This is a genomic window from Prochlorococcus sp. G4PB16 (assembly GCF_059772465.1).
In genome coordinates this window covers 189,821-208,274 of sequence record NZ_CM186289.1, presented here as the reverse complement: position 1 = coordinate 208,274, position 18,454 = coordinate 189,821, and the positions used below count along the sequence as shown (strand labels likewise).

At 33.5% G+C, this 18,454-nt stretch carries 21 protein-coding genes; 17 read left to right on the top strand and 4 right to left on the bottom strand.

Features of this window, described 5'->3' with window-relative positions; genetic code table 11:
• The first annotated feature begins 57 nt into the window (after positions 1 to 57).
• From hisA to AC6EIZ_RS00995, 17 genes are all read left to right on the top strand, one after another.
• The gene (gene hisA, locus AC6EIZ_RS01075) at positions 58 to 828 is read left to right on the top strand and encodes a 1-(5-phosphoribosyl)-5-[(5-phosphoribosylamino)methylideneamino]imidazole-4-carboxamide isomerase (protein WP_498513144.1); all 771 of its coding nucleotides are present in this window, start codon (positions 58 to 60) and stop codon (positions 826 to 828) included.
• Between the two features lie 127 nt (positions 829 to 955).
• Positions 956 to 2,554 carry a DUF3685 domain-containing protein gene (locus AC6EIZ_RS01070; RefSeq protein WP_498511636.1) on the top strand — a complete coding sequence of 533 codons (1,599 nt, stop codon included), beginning with the start codon at positions 956 to 958 and terminating at the stop codon, positions 2,552 to 2,554.
• 71 nt (positions 2,555 to 2,625) lie between these two features.
• Complete coding sequence (locus tag AC6EIZ_RS01065) at positions 2,626 to 3,183, top strand: thylakoid membrane photosystem I accumulation factor (protein ID WP_498511634.1); 558 nt, start codon at positions 2,626 to 2,628, stop codon at positions 3,181 to 3,183.
• A gap of 58 nt (positions 3,184 to 3,241) precedes the next feature.
• The gene (locus AC6EIZ_RS01060) at positions 3,242 to 4,408 is read left to right on the top strand and encodes a hypothetical protein (protein ID WP_498511632.1); all 1,167 of its coding nucleotides are present in this window, start codon (positions 3,242 to 3,244) and stop codon (positions 4,406 to 4,408) included.
• Between the two features lie 20 nt (positions 4,409 to 4,428).
• The gene (locus AC6EIZ_RS01055; protein WP_498511630.1) at positions 4,429 to 5,466 is read left to right on the top strand and encodes a hypothetical protein; all 1,038 of its coding nucleotides are present in this window, start codon (positions 4,429 to 4,431) and stop codon (positions 5,464 to 5,466) included.
• Positions 5,463 to 5,897: a Holliday junction resolvase RuvX gene (gene ruvX, locus AC6EIZ_RS01050; protein WP_498511628.1), complete on the top strand. Its 435-nt coding sequence runs from the start codon at positions 5,463 to 5,465 to the stop codon at positions 5,895 to 5,897. The genes AC6EIZ_RS01055 and ruvX overlap by 4 nt, the downstream gene beginning before the upstream one ends.
• A gap of 64 nt (positions 5,898 to 5,961) precedes the next feature.
• Positions 5,962 to 6,498 carry a DUF3727 domain-containing protein gene (locus AC6EIZ_RS01045; RefSeq protein ID WP_498511626.1) on the top strand — a complete coding sequence of 179 codons (537 nt, stop codon included), beginning with the start codon at positions 5,962 to 5,964 and terminating at the stop codon, positions 6,496 to 6,498.
• Entirely contained in the window at positions 6,486 to 7,007 is a 522-nt protein-coding gene (locus AC6EIZ_RS01040) for a YqeG family HAD IIIA-type phosphatase (protein ID WP_498513142.1), read from the top strand. The genes AC6EIZ_RS01045 and AC6EIZ_RS01040 overlap by 13 nt, the downstream gene beginning before the upstream one ends.
• Positions 7,004 to 8,086 carry a glutamate 5-kinase gene (gene proB / locus AC6EIZ_RS01035; RefSeq protein ID WP_498511624.1) on the top strand — a complete coding sequence of 361 codons (1,083 nt, stop codon included), beginning with the start codon at positions 7,004 to 7,006 and terminating at the stop codon, positions 8,084 to 8,086. Before AC6EIZ_RS01040 ends, proB begins: the two co-directional genes overlap by 4 nt.
• A 40-nt stretch (positions 8,087 to 8,126) precedes the next feature.
• Entirely contained in the window at positions 8,127 to 9,179 is a 1,053-nt protein-coding gene (gene lpxD, locus AC6EIZ_RS01030) for a UDP-3-O-(3-hydroxymyristoyl)glucosamine N-acyltransferase (protein WP_498511622.1), read from the top strand.
• Positions 9,180 to 9,204: 25 nt separating this feature from the next.
• Positions 9,205 to 10,284 carry a 3-isopropylmalate dehydrogenase gene (gene leuB / locus AC6EIZ_RS01025; protein ID WP_498511620.1) on the top strand — a complete coding sequence of 360 codons (1,080 nt, stop codon included), beginning with the start codon at positions 9,205 to 9,207 and terminating at the stop codon, positions 10,282 to 10,284.
• 87 nt (positions 10,285 to 10,371) lie between these two features.
• Positions 10,372 to 11,274 carry a phosphoribulokinase gene (locus AC6EIZ_RS01020; protein ID WP_498511618.1) on the top strand — a complete coding sequence of 301 codons (903 nt, stop codon included), beginning with the start codon at positions 10,372 to 10,374 and terminating at the stop codon, positions 11,272 to 11,274.
• Between the two features lie 140 nt (positions 11,275 to 11,414).
• On the top strand, positions 11,415 to 11,819 hold the full coding sequence (locus AC6EIZ_RS01015) for a prepilin peptidase (protein ID WP_498513140.1): 405 nt from the start codon (positions 11,415 to 11,417) through the stop codon (positions 11,817 to 11,819).
• A gap of 60 nt (positions 11,820 to 11,879) precedes the next feature.
• The gene (gene accD, locus AC6EIZ_RS01010) at positions 11,880 to 12,746 is read left to right on the top strand and encodes an acetyl-CoA carboxylase, carboxyltransferase subunit beta (RefSeq protein ID WP_498511616.1); all 867 of its coding nucleotides are present in this window, start codon (positions 11,880 to 11,882) and stop codon (positions 12,744 to 12,746) included.
• Positions 12,747 to 12,900: 154 nt separating this feature from the next.
• The gene (locus AC6EIZ_RS01005; protein ID WP_498511614.1) at positions 12,901 to 13,185 is read left to right on the top strand and encodes a hypothetical protein; all 285 of its coding nucleotides are present in this window, start codon (positions 12,901 to 12,903) and stop codon (positions 13,183 to 13,185) included.
• A 21-nt stretch (positions 13,186 to 13,206) separates the two neighbouring features.
• Positions 13,207 to 14,307, top strand: coding sequence for a Gfo/Idh/MocA family protein (locus AC6EIZ_RS01000; RefSeq protein ID WP_498511612.1), 1,101 nt, complete (start codon positions 13,207 to 13,209; stop codon positions 14,305 to 14,307).
• 79 nt (positions 14,308 to 14,386) lie between these two features.
• Positions 14,387 to 15,454 (top strand): class I fructose-bisphosphate aldolase, encoded by a 1,068-nt coding sequence (locus AC6EIZ_RS00995; RefSeq protein WP_498511610.1) that lies wholly within the window; start codon positions 14,387 to 14,389, stop codon positions 15,452 to 15,454.
• 71 nt (positions 15,455 to 15,525) lie between these two features.
• Here the strand turns inward: AC6EIZ_RS00995 and purQ are convergent, their stop codons facing one another.
• From purQ to AC6EIZ_RS00975, 4 genes are all read right to left on the bottom strand, one after another.
• Positions 15,526 to 16,179 (bottom strand): phosphoribosylformylglycinamidine synthase subunit PurQ, encoded by a 654-nt coding sequence (gene purQ, locus AC6EIZ_RS00990; RefSeq protein WP_498511608.1) that lies wholly within the window; start codon positions 16,177 to 16,179, stop codon positions 15,526 to 15,528.
• Positions 16,180 to 16,183: 4 nt separating this feature from the next.
• Positions 16,184 to 16,456 carry a phosphoribosylformylglycinamidine synthase subunit PurS gene (gene purS / locus AC6EIZ_RS00985; RefSeq protein ID WP_498511606.1) on the bottom strand — a complete coding sequence of 91 codons (273 nt, stop codon included), beginning with the start codon at positions 16,454 to 16,456 and terminating at the stop codon, positions 16,184 to 16,186.
• Between the two features lie 395 nt (positions 16,457 to 16,851).
• Positions 16,852 to 17,901, bottom strand: a complete 1,050-nt coding sequence (locus AC6EIZ_RS00980) for a GTP-binding protein (protein WP_498511604.1) — start codon at positions 17,899 to 17,901, stop codon at positions 16,852 to 16,854.
• Between the two features lie 18 nt (positions 17,902 to 17,919).
• Positions 17,920 to 18,432, bottom strand: a complete 513-nt coding sequence (locus tag AC6EIZ_RS00975; RefSeq protein ID WP_498511602.1) for a pentapeptide repeat-containing protein — start codon at positions 18,430 to 18,432, stop codon at positions 17,920 to 17,922.
• Between the last annotated feature and the right edge of the window lie 22 nt (positions 18,433 to 18,454).

Below are 18,454 nucleotides of genomic sequence, written 5' to 3'. Positions count from 1 at the left end.
ATAATCTCCCAGAGCTACTTAAATGATGTTAGATGAATAGTAATAATTTTTTTCATGATGGAAATCATACCTGCAATTGATCTATTGAACGGCAAATGTGTTCGACTAAATCAGGGGAATTATGATGAAGTTACCAAGTTCAATAGTGATCCTATAGAACAAGCTCAGATTTGGGAAAGTCAAGGAGCAAAGCGACTACATCTAGTAGATCTTGATGGTGCTAAGACTGGTGAACCCATAAATGATCGAACAATAAAAGAGATAAAAAAATCGATTACAATCCCAATTCAACTTGGTGGTGGAATTAGAAGCATTGATCGTGCAAAAGAATTATTCTCTATAGGAATAGACAGATTAATTTTAGGGACAATTGCGATAGAAAATCCAGAGTTAGTTAAACTTCTATCTCAAGAATATCCAAAAAGAGTTGCTGTAGGAATTGATGCCAAGGAAGGAATGGTGGCAACTCGAGGATGGCTAAAACAAAATGAAATATCTTCTTTAGAGCTAGCGAAACAACTTAACGATCTTGAATTAGCTGCAATAATATCAACTGACATTACAACTGATGGCACTCTAAAAGGACCAAATATTCAAGCCTTAAGAGAGATAGCCGAAATAAGTATTAATCCAGTAATCGCATCAGGCGGAATAGGTTCAATATCTGATTTAATTTCCCTATCAGATTTCGAGAATGAAGGTATTGAAGGCATCATCGTAGGCAGAGCACTTTATGACGGCTCAATAGATCTAAATGAAGCGAGATTAGTACTAAAAAATCTTCATATTCAAGATTCATTTAATAATAAAGATAAATTTCTTGCCTAACATTTACATATAAGATTGATCTTATGGATTTATTGGATAGGGCTGGAAGTATTTTTAAATCAAGTTATCTTAAAAAGGATAGGTTCTAGAATTCAAATTGATCGAAGAAAGACCAAAACAAATTTTAATGATAGCGCCTTCACTCCTGGGCGAATCATTAGCTTTACAGCTAACATCTCAAGATAATAATTTAGAAATAATCCTAGATAAAAAATATATAAATGGTTTACCTAAACTTATTCTATTTTGCCTTGAAGAAATAGAGCTCTCAAGCTCAATCAAACTGGAAATTCTTAGGTTAAAAGAAAGATGGGATCAAGCTCCTATATTAATTGTAATCCCAAAAAATATTAAATTATCCTCTTCCGATTTGATGACTATGGGTAGTGAGGGAGTTATTCAAGACCCTACTGTTGATATTTTAAGTGATACGATCAATATTTTACTTGAGGGCGGCAGAGTATTTAAAATTAATAGTGAAACAAATTACAATGCTGACTCAATTAATAATTCATATGGACTAGGACATTGGCTGTTAACTAGTGGCTTATCACAAATAAATAAAGATCTACAGATTATAGATCATATGATAGATAAGAACTCAATAAATACATTTTACCTTTTCATATTATTAGGGAGAAAAAGAGAACTATTACTAGCAAAGAAATTGATCATTTGGCTATGGGGTCCACTAGAGGTATTGATAGAGTCTCCTGTTGAAAATATTAACAAAAAAAATGTAAATCTAATTAATAAATATAGTACTGATATAACAATAAAAAACTCATCAAGTAACGAGTTATGGCAGGTAATTTATAAACGAGCATGGGAGAGACTTCAAGATGATCTTATAAACTCTACAGACGAACTAGCAGCTCTTTATTCATTAAATAAAAGGAAAAGGAATGATCTCTTAAAAACTCTTTTGAAAGAATTTTCAATTTTTATAAATAAACTTGATTCAAAAAATGAGCGCGAAAAAGGATTGGAAGATATCTTACAAAAAATTACTCCTGAATTATGCGCCAATACATTGCGTAATTTCATAGATTCTTACGATCATCTTCCAAAAAATGGCGTTAATGTTTCTATTTCAGACTTTCTAGTAAATAATGCAGAGCTTGGGATTCTTGATGATGAACTACCTTCAATTACTTTAATAATAGATCCAATATTAAATAATAAACCGATTCTCATCGATGGAGAGTATTTAACTAGAGAAGAACCTCGATCTATTATTCAGTTAGAAACACTCATTCTAAATTGGGTATTCAGGACAGCTGAAATAGTTAGTGAAGAGATTATATCATCATGTTCAGAGTGGCCAGAATTACGTAAATACTTTCTAAAAAAAGAATTAGTTTCAACAAGAGAATTAGAACGAAAAAGAAATCATATTAATACCAATAATCAACTTCAAAATCTATTCAAAAAACCAGTAAGATTGTACGAAAGCAAAAGATTATATTATACTGTGAAAAATAATCAAATTGAAAAGATTATTATCCTTGAACCTAGAGATGATGAATTAAAGAAATTAGACTGGGCCCAAAGACAAATAGCATTTATTATAGAGTTAAGAGATGCTATAGCTCCACAAATACAGGCAATAATTCAATACTTAGGTGATCTAATAGTACTAATTCTTACGAAAGTTGTTGGAAGATCTATAGGATTAATTGGTAGAGGTATCGCTCAAGGTATGGGGAGAAACCTATCCAAGTGATAATTTATTTATTAATTTATGTAGCAAGAGCAGGATTAAGACTTTAGAATTAGAAAAATTATTATTTTACATTGATTTTATTAAAAATATTCTCCTCACTACTTATAATTTTTACTCTCTCTGTTAATCCAGTATATTCTGCTAGGGATACTGATAGTTATGATGGAAATATATTCCCAATTTATGCTGGTAACGGATCATTAGTTCCACCACCAAGCACATTATCCGAATCATTAAAGAACGAAAGAACAAGCGTCTTAATATTCTATCTAGACGATAGTGCTACTAGTAAAGAATATGCACCAGTAGTTTCAGGTATTAAGTTATTGTGGAGCTCATCTATTGATTTAATTCCTTTATCAATTGATGAATTAGACAATGATGACAAGAAAACTTTTAAGGACCCTGGCTATTACTGGCATGGAAAAATACCACAGACTGTGGTTATTGATGGAAAAGGTAATGTTCTACTAGACAAAGAAGGGCAGGTATCGTTTGATCAAATTAATGATGCAATAACTAAAGGGACAGGTCTTAAGAAACCTGATTTTGATCTAACAGTAAAAAGCTTTAACGAATATAATAGTGAGCCTTCTAAAGATGGTTATAATAGACCTAGAGGCAGCTAAAAATGTAATAACAATATTAAATAAATTTTACTAAATTATCAAATATTTTTATTAAAAAATGTTGTTAAACTTTTTTATTCTTATAATAATCACCTTTGGTTTTATTGAAGTAACTCATTCTTTTAGAAAGGATTCGCCATTAGTTCTTAAACCAAAGAAATTTAAAAAAATCATATTAGATTCTACACAAAAATATATTACTTTGGTAGAAATTAAAAATATAGATAAAAGAATGGAAGTTATGATTCCTTCGTTTATTGTGAATCCGCAGTTAATTGGTATCTCCAAAGATGAAATAATAACGATAGGTACCAAAATCAAACCGCTTCATCCGGAAGAAGAAGAAGAACCGCAAAATGACTATTGGAGTGCATATATCTTAAAGGGTAAAAAATCGACATTTATCGAAATTGAAGTTGAATTTAAGATCAGAAGTTCATCATTAGATAAGATTAAATGTTTATGGTTAGATATTGAATGGTGTAATTATGGTCCATTCGGTTCTTTCAAGAGATACAATGGTTTTGTATTACCTAATCTTGCAGATATAACTAAAGAATATTCCTCTAAAACTAATTTAGTGGAACCAATTAAAACTCATATTCTTGGTACTTTAGATGACCCTATTAATATTTTAAGATCCTATATACCCTTAGATTTCTTGCCTACAGATATTCTTACAATTGGAGAATCGCCCTTAGCTATCATGCAAGGAAAATATATAGATTATAGAGCAGTAAAAGCAAGTCCACTTTCAAAGTTAATTTGCAAAGGTTTTCATCCAACAAGTAGTTTGGCAACTGCCTGCGGAATGCAAACACTAATAAATATTTCTGGTCCAACAAGAGTAATAATTTCATGGTTAATTGGAGGGATATTTAAATGTCTTGGTTTTAAAGGAATGTTTTATCGTTTAGCAGGAAAACAAGCAAGATTGATTGACGACATTACTGGAACGACTCCTCCTTATGATAAAAGTATAGTTTTGGGACCTAAGGATTCCCAGATTTTTTGCATGAAAGCCTCAAAAGAACTAAACGTTAATGTAGCTGTTGTGGATGTAAATGATCTAGGAAGAGTTAAAATTCTATCTACAAATAATGTTAATAATTCTGAAAGAATTAAAAGAGCTTTAGCCTCAAATCCAGCAGGTAATTCTAATCAACAGACACCATTAGTACTTATCAGATCAGATGAACTAAGTTTGGAGTCGCACGTTACTTAAAAATATAATAAAATAATAAAATGAAAATCGATGAAGCATTACCTTCAGATTTAATAATCGAGCCACTTAAGCTCAAGCATTTATCTATGCTTAAAGCTGAAAATAATTCTAAATACCTTGGTATATTTCAAATTCTTTTATGTAAAAAATGGTTTTCTTCACTAGAATCTAGTTTTACTAATTTAATTCCTACTCGAAACTCAACATGTCTAGTAGCATTAGAAAGAAATAATATTATCGCATATATTTTAGCGACACCAATTAATCGAAGAGGTACTTGTTGGTCGATATCAGAGCCACATTTTATAGGAGAATCAATATCCTTTAGTCGTTATAACTTATTGCAGAATTTATTAAGAAAAGTTCTTTATGAAAGCAATATTAATACCCATAGTTTTTTAATTTCTATAAATACATGTGACAATCAAAACCTATCAATAATAAGACAATCTGGTTTTCAACCGCTAAGAATAATAAAGTATTGGGAGAGGGAAGAAGGTATTAAATATATAAAGAAAGAGTATAAAGATAATTTTATTTGGGAAAAACTAAATGAAGAAAATAGCCAACAGATATGGAGACTTGAACAAGCAAGGGTGTCAATTAACTTTAGGTCTATTTTTGATAGGCAGTGGCATGACATATATGAAAAAAGACATACATTAACTGGTGTTATTAAATCAAAGGAAAATAATATTATTGCAGGGCTAATACCATCTATTTGCCCGCAATATAATTATTCATTGGAGTTAATCAGAGGATTAGCTTGGGATGAGAGACTAAGTGAATATATTCCTCAAAGAATCAATAATATGAAAACAAGTAAAAATAAGTGTTATATAGAAACAACTAGTGAAGACAAAAGGTTGAATGATATTTTAAATAAAAGTAATTGGGAAGTAACTGAAGAGAGAGTTCTTCTAGGAAGAAGTATTTGGAAAAGACAAAATGGATATAAATTAAAATCTATCGAAACTGAATTATTAACTAATCTTGTTGGAAATTTACAACAACAACCAGAATTACCATCAACTATTCAAATTGGAAAAACAAAATGATTCAGCCCAAACCCTGTTCAGTTTTAAGTCTAGATATTGGAGACAAAAGAATTGGTATTGCAGGTTGTGATCCACTTGGAATATCGATAACTCATCTCCCTGCTATTTTTAGAGATAGCTTTGAACAAGATTTAAAAGAATTTGAGAAAATATGTTTTGAACGAAAAGTTGAAGGGCTCATTGTGGGGAATCCTCTTGATATGCACGGCAAGGAGACAAAGCAATCTATTCGATGTAAAAAATATGGTTTTAAATTAGCGAGATGTTTAAAACTTCCTTTGGCTTTTATAAATGAACATTGTTCAACCGTCGAAGCTAAAGAAAGATTCTCTTTAAAGGATGACAAGACTGGAAAAATAGATAGTGCTGCTGCCGCTATACTTTTACAACAATGGCTTATTGAGGGACCTCATCTGGATGACTCAAATTAAATTTTGAATATGATGTAAAAACATAATCAAATAAAACAAGATACTGACGAATAAAGACTCAACTATGTCATCAACAAATAAAAACGACGAAGTACCTACTCTTTTAGTTAAAGATTCTCAAGGCTCAGACCTTCTATGTTTTCTTGAACAAGTAGTACCTCTAGAAGGCAATGAATATGCCCTCTTAACACCCGTTGATACTCCTGTATCTCTGTTTCAATTAATTGATGATCAAGATCCCAAACTAATAGAAACAATTGAAAAAAATGAGCCAATACTTGAAGTGGCTGATGTTGTCCTTCAAGAACATGATCTTAGACTTGTTCGCTCAGCTATTACCCTTACAGTCTCAGGTGAATTAGATGAGCCCGAACCAGAAGAAATTGAAGAAGAAGACATTGATGACGAGTCAGAGACTTATGAACTTCTTGTCAATTTTAGAGTTGATAATAATGAGTATGGTCTTTACATTCCGCTTGACCCTTTCTTCATAGTTGGGAAGCTACAGGATGGTGAGGTAAAGCTTGTTGAAGGTGAAGAATTTGACAAGATTCAATCAGGAATTGAATCTGAACTTGAGGAAAGAGGATTATCAGAATAACTATAAAAGAATTACTTATTCCAAAATGGAAGGTAAACGATAAAATTTCAAAGATTTCGATAAATGATTTATTATCGAAAAATATAAAAGCATTAATACTTGATGTAGATGGAACATTGATTTATGGGAACAATCCAGTATTATCAAGTAATATAAAAAGTTGGATAGATACATCAAAGAAATACTTTTATACTTATTTATTCAGCAACAATCCATCTAAAAATAGAATTAAGATGATTGCTGATGCATTAGATTTGGAATATACATACTCTGGTGGCAAACCAAGTAAAAGAAAGTTAAAGAGGATCCTAGATAAAATTCCTTATTCATCTAATGAAGTAGCAATAATTGGAGATAGAGTTTTCACAGATATTCTTGTAGGCAATAGATTAGGAATGTATACAATATTGGTAGATTCAGTAGATTATTATGGAAATAAAATTGAGAAAAATAACTTTCAATCCATAGAAAGATACTTAGCAAAAATTATAACCGGAGACATTTTATGACAACCTGGGTGATCAAAATTGGGACAAGCATTTTGCGAGGAAACGATAAATATACAACCTTTGAAATCATTAATAATTATTGTTCATACATATCAAAGGCTCAAAGAAATGGCAATAAATTTATATTGGTATCTAGTGGTGCAGTAGGACTTGGATGTCACAAAATGAGCTTCAAAACAAGACCTGAAGAAATAATCTCTCTTCAAGCTTCTGCCGCAATAGGCCAACTTCATCTAATGGCTTTGTATGAAAAAGCCATGAGTAATTTTGGATATAAAGTTGCACAAATATTATTAACCAGGTCAGAATTGGGCTCAAGGAATAGTTATAAATCTGCTTCGCAGACATTAAAAAGATTGCTCGAATGGGATGTTATACCAATAGTAAATGAAAATGATATAACCTCAGATGAAGAGCTAAAGTATGGTGATAATGATACTTTATCTGCATTAGTTGCAACAGCTATATCTGCTGATCAATTAATATTGTTAACTGATATCGACCATCTCTACTCTTCTGATCCCAAAACCAACAATAAAGCTAAGCCAATTAAAGATATTAATAATTCAAAAGAATTAAATAATTTAGAACTTGCAAATGAACAAACTTCTTGGGGTACTGGAGGAATAAAAACCAAATTAACTGCTGCAAAGATCGCCACTGAAAGCGGAATAAAAGTTCAATTAGCTGACGGCAGATCTCCTCATGTATTAGGAGAATTACTTGATGGGAAGAAAATAGGAACTGTTTTCCACCCTCATCCAAAGCCTATTGGGAATAGAAAAAGTTGGTTAGCATATGCAATTAAACCAGTTGGAGAAATACAGTTAGATGATGGTGCTAGTGAAGCCATCAAAAATAAAGGAGCTTCACTATTATTAGTTGGCGTAAAAAAAGTTAATGGGAATTTTATTGCTAATCAACCTGTAAAAATTATTAACATTGAAGGAGAGGAAATTGCTAAAGGGATTTGCTCAATGAGCAGTGATGCTATAAAGATAGGAATTAATTCAAAATCCGAAAAAACTGGCTCTCCCCTAGTTATTCACCGAGATGTTCTTGTTCTAACAAGTGAATAACTCACATAACAATAGTAATTTTCACTTCCCAAATCAAATCATGCAATTCAATGAAATTGTCGAAAAACTGAAGCAAGGCCAATCTGGTGTGGTTGACTTTAAGATAGAAAACAATGCCGTTATTTTAGCCGCAGCTTCTTTAGAAAAAGCCAAGGAAAACGACATAAGTTTTCTTGACAATAATAGTCCATTAGATCTTAGGAATCTCATTAAAACTTCAAAAGCATCTGCTCTATTATTACCAGCAAATGATAAATATATTATTGAAATAGCAAAGAAAACTTCAGTTAATTGGATACTACTTAAAGAGCCCAAGATTGCTTTCGCTGAAACATTAGAATTTCTTTATCCTTCTGAGATGGAAAGTAAAGGCATACATAAAAGTGCTGTCATCGGAGATAATGTAAAAATTGGACTTGGCGTTTCAATCGGCGCTAATGCTTATATTGGTGATAATACAGAAATTGGAACTAAAACTATTATTCATGCAGGGGTTGTTGTCTATAAAAATGTAATCATTGGTGCCAAAAATTTAATTCACGCAAATAGTGTTATTCATTCTGGATCTACACTTGGAGATGAATGTGTAATTAATGCTAATGCCGTTATTGGTGGGGAAGGTTTTGGATTCGTGCCAACATCAAATGGATGGAAGAAAATGCCTCAAGTTGGAATAGTTATATTAAAAAACAAAGTAGAAGTTGGTAGTGGATCTACCATTGATAGGCCTTCAGTAGGAGAGACAATAATTGGTGAAGATACAAAGATTGATAACCTAGTTCAAATTGGTCATGGAGTAACTACTGGTAAAGGTTGCGCTATGGCTGCTCAAGTTGGTATTGCCGGAGGTGCACAGATTGGAGACGGAGTTATTCTTGCTGGACAGGTAGGTGTTAGTAATAAAGTGAAGATTGGCGATAGAGTGATAGCCAGTTCCAAATCAGGTATCGTGTCAAATATTGAGACAGGGAAAGTCGTTAGCGGCTTCCCTGCTATTCCAAATAAACTATGGTTAAGATGCTCTGCTAATTTCAAAAAACTACCTGAGATAGCAAAAGCCATTCGTCAATTAGATAGCAAAAACTCCAGGTAAGTTTTTCCCTTAATCAATAAGAAAAATGAAGTCTTACAAAATAACATTATTACCAGGTGATGGAATTGGTCCAGAGATAACAAACGTTACACGTAAAATACTTGACCTCGTCTCAAGAAAATTTGGCTTTGTACTCAAATTTAAAGAAATGCCTTTTGGCGGATCAGCTATAGATTCATATAATATCCCCCTCCCAGACAAAACTCTTCAAGAATGTAAGAACTCTGATGCTGTTTTGTTAGCGGCAATAGGAGACCCAAAGTATGACGAATTACCTAGAGAGAAAAGACCTGAGACAGGTTTACTCAATCTCAGATCTTCATTAGATCTTTTCGCAAATATAAGACCAGTAAAGATAATTCCATCCTTAACCAAAGCTAGTAGCTTAAAAGAAGCCTTTGTTAAAAAAGTTGATTTAGTCGTAGTTAGAGAACTTACTAGCGGTATTTACTTTGGAGAACCTAAAGGAAGGATAAAATCACAAAACGGAGAGAGGGCATTTAATACAATGACATACACATCAGAAGAAGTTAAACGAATAGCGGATATTGCTTTTAAATTAGCCCTACAAAGAAATCAAAAAGTTTGCTCGGTTGATAAAGCTAATGTTCTAGATGTAAGTCAATTATGGAGAGAGGAAACTATATTGGTGTCAAACAAATACAAAGAAATAGAACTTACACATCAATATGTAGATAACGCAGCAATGCAACTTGTTAGAAATCCAAGCCAATTTGATGTGATTCTTACAGGTAATTTATTTGGAGATATTCTTAGCGACATTGCAGCTATGCTAACAGGCTCAATTGGCATGCTTCCTTCTGCTTCGCTAACCAATAATGGTCCAGGTGTATTTGAACCCGTTCATGGTTCAGCTCCTGACATAGCAGGAAAAGACATAGCCAATCCAATAGCAATGCTTTTATCTGCTGCAATGATGTTGAAAATTGCCTTTAATCAAACACAAGCAGGAGATTATCTGGAAAATGCAATTAACGAGATCCTGACTGAGGGTTATAGAACTTCCGACTTAATGAGCAGTGAGACCGCTAAACAGGTTGGTTGCTCAAAAATTGGGGAACTTTTAGCAGAAAAAATAAAATAATTAATTCACAAATTAAAAAACTCTTTAATAGATTCCCTTTGATGGTCAGTCGACCTGTAAAAATAAAAAGTCAATACATAAGCGTCGATGTCAAAGCTTCACCCAGTAGTAGCTGTAACTGGTTCATCCGGGGCAGGAACAAGCACAGTTAAAAGAGCTTTTGAGCATATATTTGCTCGTGAAAAGATCGTTCCTGCAGTTGTTGAAGGAGATAGTTATCACCGTTTTGAAAGAATGCCTATGAAGAAAGCAATGTCTGAGGCACTTTCAAGAGGTGAAAACTTTTCTCATTTTGGACCAGAGGCAAATTTATTCGATAAATTAGAAGATCTATTTAGTCAATATGGCAAAACTGGTGGGGGTCAAAAAAGATATTATTTGCATAGCCCTGAAGAAGCAGAAGAACATAACTCTCGTTTAGGAACAAAATTAGATCCAGGTCAATTCACTCCCTGGGAAGACATTCCAACAGGAACAGACCTTTTATTTTACGAGGGACTTCACGGAGGAGTAGTAGGTAAAGATTATGATGTAGCTTCGTTTGCTGATTTACTTGTTGGAGTAGTCCCAATTACTAATCTAGAATGGATTCAAAAAATCCATCGAGACAACGCTGAAAGAGGATACTCAGCCGAAACGATCGTTGATACGATTTTGAGAAGAATGCCTGATTACATTAATCACATATGTCCCCAATTTAGTCGAACAGATATTAACTTCCAAAGAGTACCGACTATTGATACTTCAAACCCATTTATATGCAGAAACATTCCAACACCTGACGAAAGTTTTGTAATTATCCATTTCAGAAAAGGTTCAAGAGAAAAATGGGGAATTGACTTCCAATACTTATTAGGGATGATACATGATTCATTCATGTCAAGTCCTACAAGTATTGTTGTTAATGGAGGAAAAATGGGATTTGCTATGGAACTTATTCTTACACCTATTATTCATAAAATGATCGAAGAGAAAAAAGCTGCAGGATAATAAACTCAAACAATTAATCAATACAAATCATATAAATACATTATTAACATAAGAGGTTGATAAATAAAGCCATTTTAATACTCTTTACATTTATACTTCTATTTATTTTATATTCTATATCTATAGAAGATATAGAAACCATGCTAATAAGTGAGACTAAATTAACATTATTCGCTCTATCAGGTATTATTTACTTGCTATGTTTAGGCTTTTCAAGCGAAAAAATAAACAGTATAAATCTAATAATAGATAATTCATTTTCTATGCTTATTACCTTTATTGTAATGTATTTAATAAGTCATATAAGTTACAATATCTTTAAAATAAATTCATTAGGATTTGGTGATATAAAACTATATTCTATTAGTACAATTTGGCTTGGTATTGATTTGTGTTTTATATCATTATGTATTTCATTTTTCTTATCAGCCATATATAGCATGCACGGGAAGATTTTTAAAAAACTAAAACCATTTCAACAGTATCCATTTGCGCCGTTTATATCAATTGGGATATTTTGTTCTTGGATTATAGATAAGATTTAAACTTTCTAATCCCTTAAAAGGTGCTCAAGGGATTAAATTAAGTTCAATCACAAAATAGCTGTGTCATTATTCGACTGGTTTGCTGATAGAAGGAAAGGTCAATTTGTTGGCAAAGTCACTCAAGAATCTGAAGAAAGTGATGGACTATGGGAAAAATGCCCAGAATGTGGACAAGTTGTTTATAGAAAAGATTTAATTGATAATTCCAGTGTTTGTAATAATTGTGGGCATCACAATCGAATAGATAGCGAAGAGAGAATAAGGCTAATTACTGATCCAAATACATTCAAATCAATCAATGATCATTTAACACCAGTTGACCCTCTAGGTTTCAAAGATCGACGAGCATATGCAGACAGATTAAGAGAAAGTCAAGCAAACACGGGACTTAAAGACGGAGTAATAACAGGAATATGCGAAGTAAATTCTATACCTATGGCATTAGCCGTGATGGATTTCAGATTCATGGGTGGCTCAATGGGATCTGTTGTAGGAGAAAAGATTACAAGGCTTATCGAACACTCAACTAAAGAAAAGTTGCCATTGCTTATTGTTTGCGCATCGGGTGGTGCTCGTATGCAAGAAGGTATGTTGAGCCTCATGCAAATGGCGAAGATTTCAGGAGCACTTGAACGACACAGAGATGCTCAATTGCTGTATATGCCATTACTTACCCATCCCACCACTGGAGGTGTTACTGCAAGTTTTGCCATGCTTGGAGATTTAATACTCGCAGAGCCCAAAGCACTTATTGGATTTGCAGGGAGAAGAGTAATTGAACAAACACTTAGAGAAAAACTACCTGATAATTTCCAAACAGCCGAATATCTTCAAGATCATGGTTTCGTAGATACGATCGTACCAAGAACAGAACTTAAGGAAACTTTGGCAAAAATACTTCGATTACATAAGTCTCCAAAAAAGTAAATACACAAACCAATGATTAAAATAGATCAAAAAAATAAAAAGAAATTTGATTATTTCTTAAAAGAAATTTGATTATTTCTTAAACGTAGCATTTATAATATTAATAATTTTTTTTAATGGTAAAAATTTAGTATATGCAGCTAATAATAATTGGGTGGAAGTTAGCAAAACTAATTCAGGTATTCAATATTCAGACAAAGATAGTCTAAATATTAAAAGTAAAGGAATAATAGAAATAACAACAAAGTACTTAAAAATTGATACTAATAGTTCAAAAGGAATTGAGGAGAATATTTATGTAATGAGAATCAATTGTTTAACAAATGAATTCAAAGATATTTCAGTTAATGGTAAAAAGAATTTTGCTGCAAAATGGGAAGACCCAGATGGAGATAAACTAATAGATGATTTAATTTTACATAGCTGCAAAAATGTTTAAAGTCATTAATTTCTTAAAAAGATGATTAATAAAAATCAAACTCTCCGCATTGCAATTGCAGGCTTAGGTTTCGGTGAAAACGTTCATATTCCTGCATCATTATCTAACAAAAATATTGAGCTTGTAGGGTTATGGCATCCTAGGCCAGATAGGCTAAAAGAAGCCTGTAATAAGCACAATCTTTGTGCATATGAGACCTGGAATGATTTAGTAAATGCTTCTGAAATAGAAGGTATAATTATAGCTACTCCACCAGCGCCAAGATACGAGCTAGCACTAGACGCAATTAAAGCGGGAAAACATCTTTTACTTGAAAAGCCAACCTGCTTAAATTCGAATGAGGTAATGGATCTTCAAAGAAATGCTCTCCAAAGAAATTTAAAAATAGCTGTCGATTACGAATATCGAGCGGTTCCTCTGTTTATGCAAGCAAAGCGAATCATTAACGATAAGAAACTAGATGAACCATATTTTGTAAAACTAGATTGGCTAATGAGTAGCAGAGCCAATCCCGATAGACCATGGAATTGGTATTCAGATGAAGATTCTGGTGGAGGAGTCTTGGGCGCGTTAGGTACCCATGCTTTTGACATGATTCATTGGCTAATTGGTCCAACTCATTCTTTAAGCGCAATAAATTCAACTTCAATTAAAGAGAGAGTTTGCCCAGAATTAAAAACCACTAAAAAAGTGACAAGTGAAGATGTAAGTATTTCTCAACTACAAATAAAAGGTATTAATAACAATTTAATCCCAGCCCAAGTAAATCTCTCTGCAGTAACAAAACAAAGCAAAGGTTTTAGCCTAGAAATTTATGGAGGCAATGGAACTATTGTTCTTAGCAGTGACAACCAGAAAGATTATGTCCATGGATTTGGGTTGTGGTACTCAAGCAAAGGAGAAGTTCTTAGAAATATTCAACCAGATTCAGATCTTTCCTTTTCAAAAACTTGGACAGATGGACGAATTGCTCCAGTAGCAAGAATCCAAAGCTGGTGGGCTCAAAGCATAAAAGAAGGCACACCTGTTATTCCAGGCTTGGCTGAGGGATTAGCCAGCCAAATAGTTTGCGACAAGGTCAAGGAATCAAATTTAATGGGAACGAAGCTTGAGATTAATTAAAGAAAAACTTTTTAGGTGTAATAAGCCACAAAAAGGGCCTTTGATATGGAATAATCTTAAGGAAATTTTTGTTGCATAAATGGCACTCTCGTACTACGCAGAAGAACTTAAGAAAACAGCAAGTGCCATAGCCCAGCCAGGCAAAGGAATTCTTGCTGTTGATGAATCGACGAAAACAGTAGGTAAAAGGCTTGCTTCTATAGGTGTTGAGAACACTGAAGACAACAGAAAAGCCTATAGAGGTATGCTTTTCACAACAGAAGGTCTTGGAAACTTCATAAGTGGAGCAATTCTTTTTGAAGAAACTCTTTTCCAGAACCATCCAGATGGTGAGCCAATGGTTAAAAAGCTTGAGAAGCTAGGAATAATTCCAGGGATTAAGGTTGATAAAGGTCTAAGACCATTAGCTGGTGGAAATGATGTAGAAACTTTTTGTTCAGGTTTAGACGGTCTTGTTGAAAGAGCTGCTGATTATTACGAGCAAGGTGCAAGATTTGCCAAGTGGAGAGCAGTGCTTCAAATAACAGATGATGGTTGCCCTTCTAAACTTTCCATAAGAGAGAACGCTTGGGGTTTAGCGAGATACGCTAGATCAGTACAAGAATCTGGATTAGTTCCAATTATTGAACCAGAAATCCTAATGGATGGTTCACATTCAATTGAAAAGACAGCCGCAGTTCAAGAAGAAGTAATTAAAGAAGTTTATTTAGCTTGCCAGGTAAACGGAGTACTTCTAGAAGGAACTCTTCTAAAACCATCCATGACAGTTCAAGGTGCTGATAGCTCAGCGAAAGCTGATCCGCAGCAAGTTGCTGAGATGACGATCCGTACAATGGAACGATGTGTACCAGCAAGTGTCCCTGGTATTACTTTCCTTTCAGGTGGCTTAAGCGAGGAAGCTGCATCAGTTTATTTAAATCTTATGAATAAGATCGACAGAAAGGCTAAGTGGAATGTTTCATTCTCATATGGTCGTGCTTTACAACATTCATGTTTAAAAGCATGGAAAGGCTCAAACACTGTCGATGGACAAAAAGCGCTTATCGCAAGAGCTCAAGCAAACTCTGAGGCATCAAAAGGATTGTATGTAGCTGGTTCTCAGCCTTCTTCTGATGAACAATTATTTGTAGCTGGATACAAGTATTAAACTAAAATAAGCTAAAAAAAGCTGCTATCTCTCTTCTGGATAGCAGCTTTTTTAATACATTGATTTTAAATTTAAGAAAGAAGTGTACTTAAAATTGATTTACCATCAATATCACCTAAAGCATCATCACAAGCTCTTTCAGGATGTGGCATCATCCCCAAAACATTACCCTTTTTATTTGTTATTCCAGCTATGTCATGGATTGATCCATTTGGATTATCTGCGTATCTAAGAGCTACCGAATCATCATCCTGCAATTTTTTCAAAACGTCATGACTGCATTGATATCTTCCCTCTCCATGAGCAATAGGAAGTGATATGGAATCATGTTTTTTATAGTTTTTCATCCAAAATGATTTAGTACTTGCAATAGATAAATTTGCTCTATCACAAATAAAATGAAGATTCTTATTTCTTGTCAAAGCTCCTTGCAAAAGACCAAGTTCAGTAAGTATTTGAAACCCATTGCAAATACCAAGAACTTTTCCACCTTTATCAACAAAAGAGATTAAAGAATTTAAAACAGGTGCAAATCTTGCTATTGCGCCACAACGTAAATAATCTCCATAACTAAATCCCCCTGGAATGACAATTGCGTCATAACCATTTAAATCGGTGGTTTCATGCCAAAGAAAACTTGTAGAAATTCCTAAGCATCCTTCAGTAGCCCACCTAACATCCCTGTCGCAGTTCGATCCAGGAAAAACAATTATTCCAATATTCATTTTTTTAGTTTATGAGAGCTTTCTGTTCGTCCTTAAATTCCAAAGTCCAATCCTCTATTACGGGGTTTGCGAGCAATCGATCACTCATTAGCTCAATCTTAGATCGGGCATCTTCCTTATTTGCAGCTTCGATCTCAAGTTCAATAGATTTACCAATTCTTAATTGAGTAACTCCATCTATTCCTAATCTCTTAGTAGCTGACCTAGTAGCTTCTCCCGCCGGATCCAAAACAGAAGGTCTTAAATGAACAAAAACTCTTGCTTTAAATAAAGACACTTTAAAAAAAAAAAATGGAACTTACTTTTCCTTGGTTAACCTAAGAAAGAAGGTTAGAACTTATTCTAGATAATATTTGATAAATTTCTAATTGATATTTTCTCTTTGTTTACTTATTAATCCTTTACCTAAGCATGTAAGACAAGTGTGATAACAATTGGGGCTAGATTTCATGTAACCATTACCCCCACATTTATTGCAGGTCTTCATCTTCAAAGTATTCGAAATACTCTGAAAATTATTTTTCACGGTGGTGGTAACTGCTTGACTCACGAAAAAAGTCCGATTAGAAACTATTAATAAATTGAGATAAGAGAATTATCTCCTAACTCACAAAGAATCGCGGATAAAAAAAAAAAACAACCTATTTTTAATATAAATATAATAATTAGAACCTATTTATTTAAAGAGGATTTAAAAGCCTTTTCAACTCCCCCTTTTAGACTCAAAGAGACTAAATCAATCCCAGCATTAGAAGGTTTCCAGGAATCATGATTTGCGCTCTCAAACCATGAATTAAATCTAGATCCAACCATTTGGATCTGAAGAGGCAAAGCTTTACCCTCGATCCAGCATCTACCTTTTAACCGAAGGATTTGATATTCAGGAACAAGTTTTACAAGTATTTCTCTTAAAACATTTTGCTCAATTGGGAATTCAAATCTTAAATGCTCACTAATTACATCAACATGGTCATGGTCATGGTCATGGTCATGGTCATGGTCATTTTGATTAAGACTGGAAATATTATTTTGTTCATTGCTGAGACCGAGAATTAATGAAGGTTCAATTTCCCCATTAGATATTGGCAGAATATTAGTAGTTTGAATTCCTTGCTTTTTCACCTCATCACTAACCAATGAAAAATCTTTTGCAGAGAGCAAATCAGACCTACTAATCAGAATGAGATCAGCAGAATTCAATTGGTCTCTAAAAAGCTCATTTATTGGAGTTAAATGGCCAATACTATTATCTTTTGTTATTTGTTCATTAATTCTTTTTAAATCACCTACAGGACTTCCATTTGAAAGTGCATATCCATCAACTAACGTTACTACTCCATTAATAAAAACCTTACCTCTTATTGCAGGCCAATTAAGAGCCAGCAGTAAAGGCTTGGGCAAAGCAAGGCCACTAGTTTCAATAATGATTCCATCAAGCTGATTTGATCTAAGGAGCAAAGCTTCCATTGCAGGTAGGAAGTCCTCTTGAACAGTGCAACATAAACAGCCATTATTCAATTCAACTATTCTTTCATCTACTTCATCATCAGGGCAAAAACCACAGTTTTTAAGAAGGTCTCCATCTAAGCCTACTGTTCCAAATTCATTAACGACTACAGCTATACGTTGATGACCTTCTCTTAAGAGATGTCTCAAGAGTGTTGTTTTACCAGAACCTAAGAATCCTGTAACTACCGTAACGGGTAGACGACTATCACTCATTTTTATTTTTTCAAAATGTTAGCAACCAAGACTATAGCTGGTGTCTTCCCCGGTCTTTGAATTTGCTCCAGAAGCCATAGAACATAATTCTTTTTGCTGTATTCGACTTATTACCGCATCAGTAAAATCAGCTCCTTCTATAAGTGCATCTGTGAAAGTACTTTCCATTAATAATGCACCATTGAAGTCGACATCCCTTAAGTCCGCCCCTTCAAAATCAGTTGCATATGCCAATGCGTCATTTAGCTGCGCACCATGCAAATCTGCACCATTTAATTTACTGTTATTAAAAACTGCTCCAGTAAGGTTTGATTCACTAAAATTTATTCCTTTCAGATCTAGTTTTACGAAATCATTTCCACTTAAGTCCTGGCTAGACATATCTTGGGTAATATTAAGTTCTTCTTGATTGCGAATCTCAGCAGGCGTTCTAGCAAACACACTTTGAGCAGGGAATATAAAAACAAAGGTAAGTAATACAGCAAAAACAATTGCTTTAAAATCAGAGATGGAAGAAGTTTTTTTGTTCATTGGAGCTTAAAAGGACTTTTAA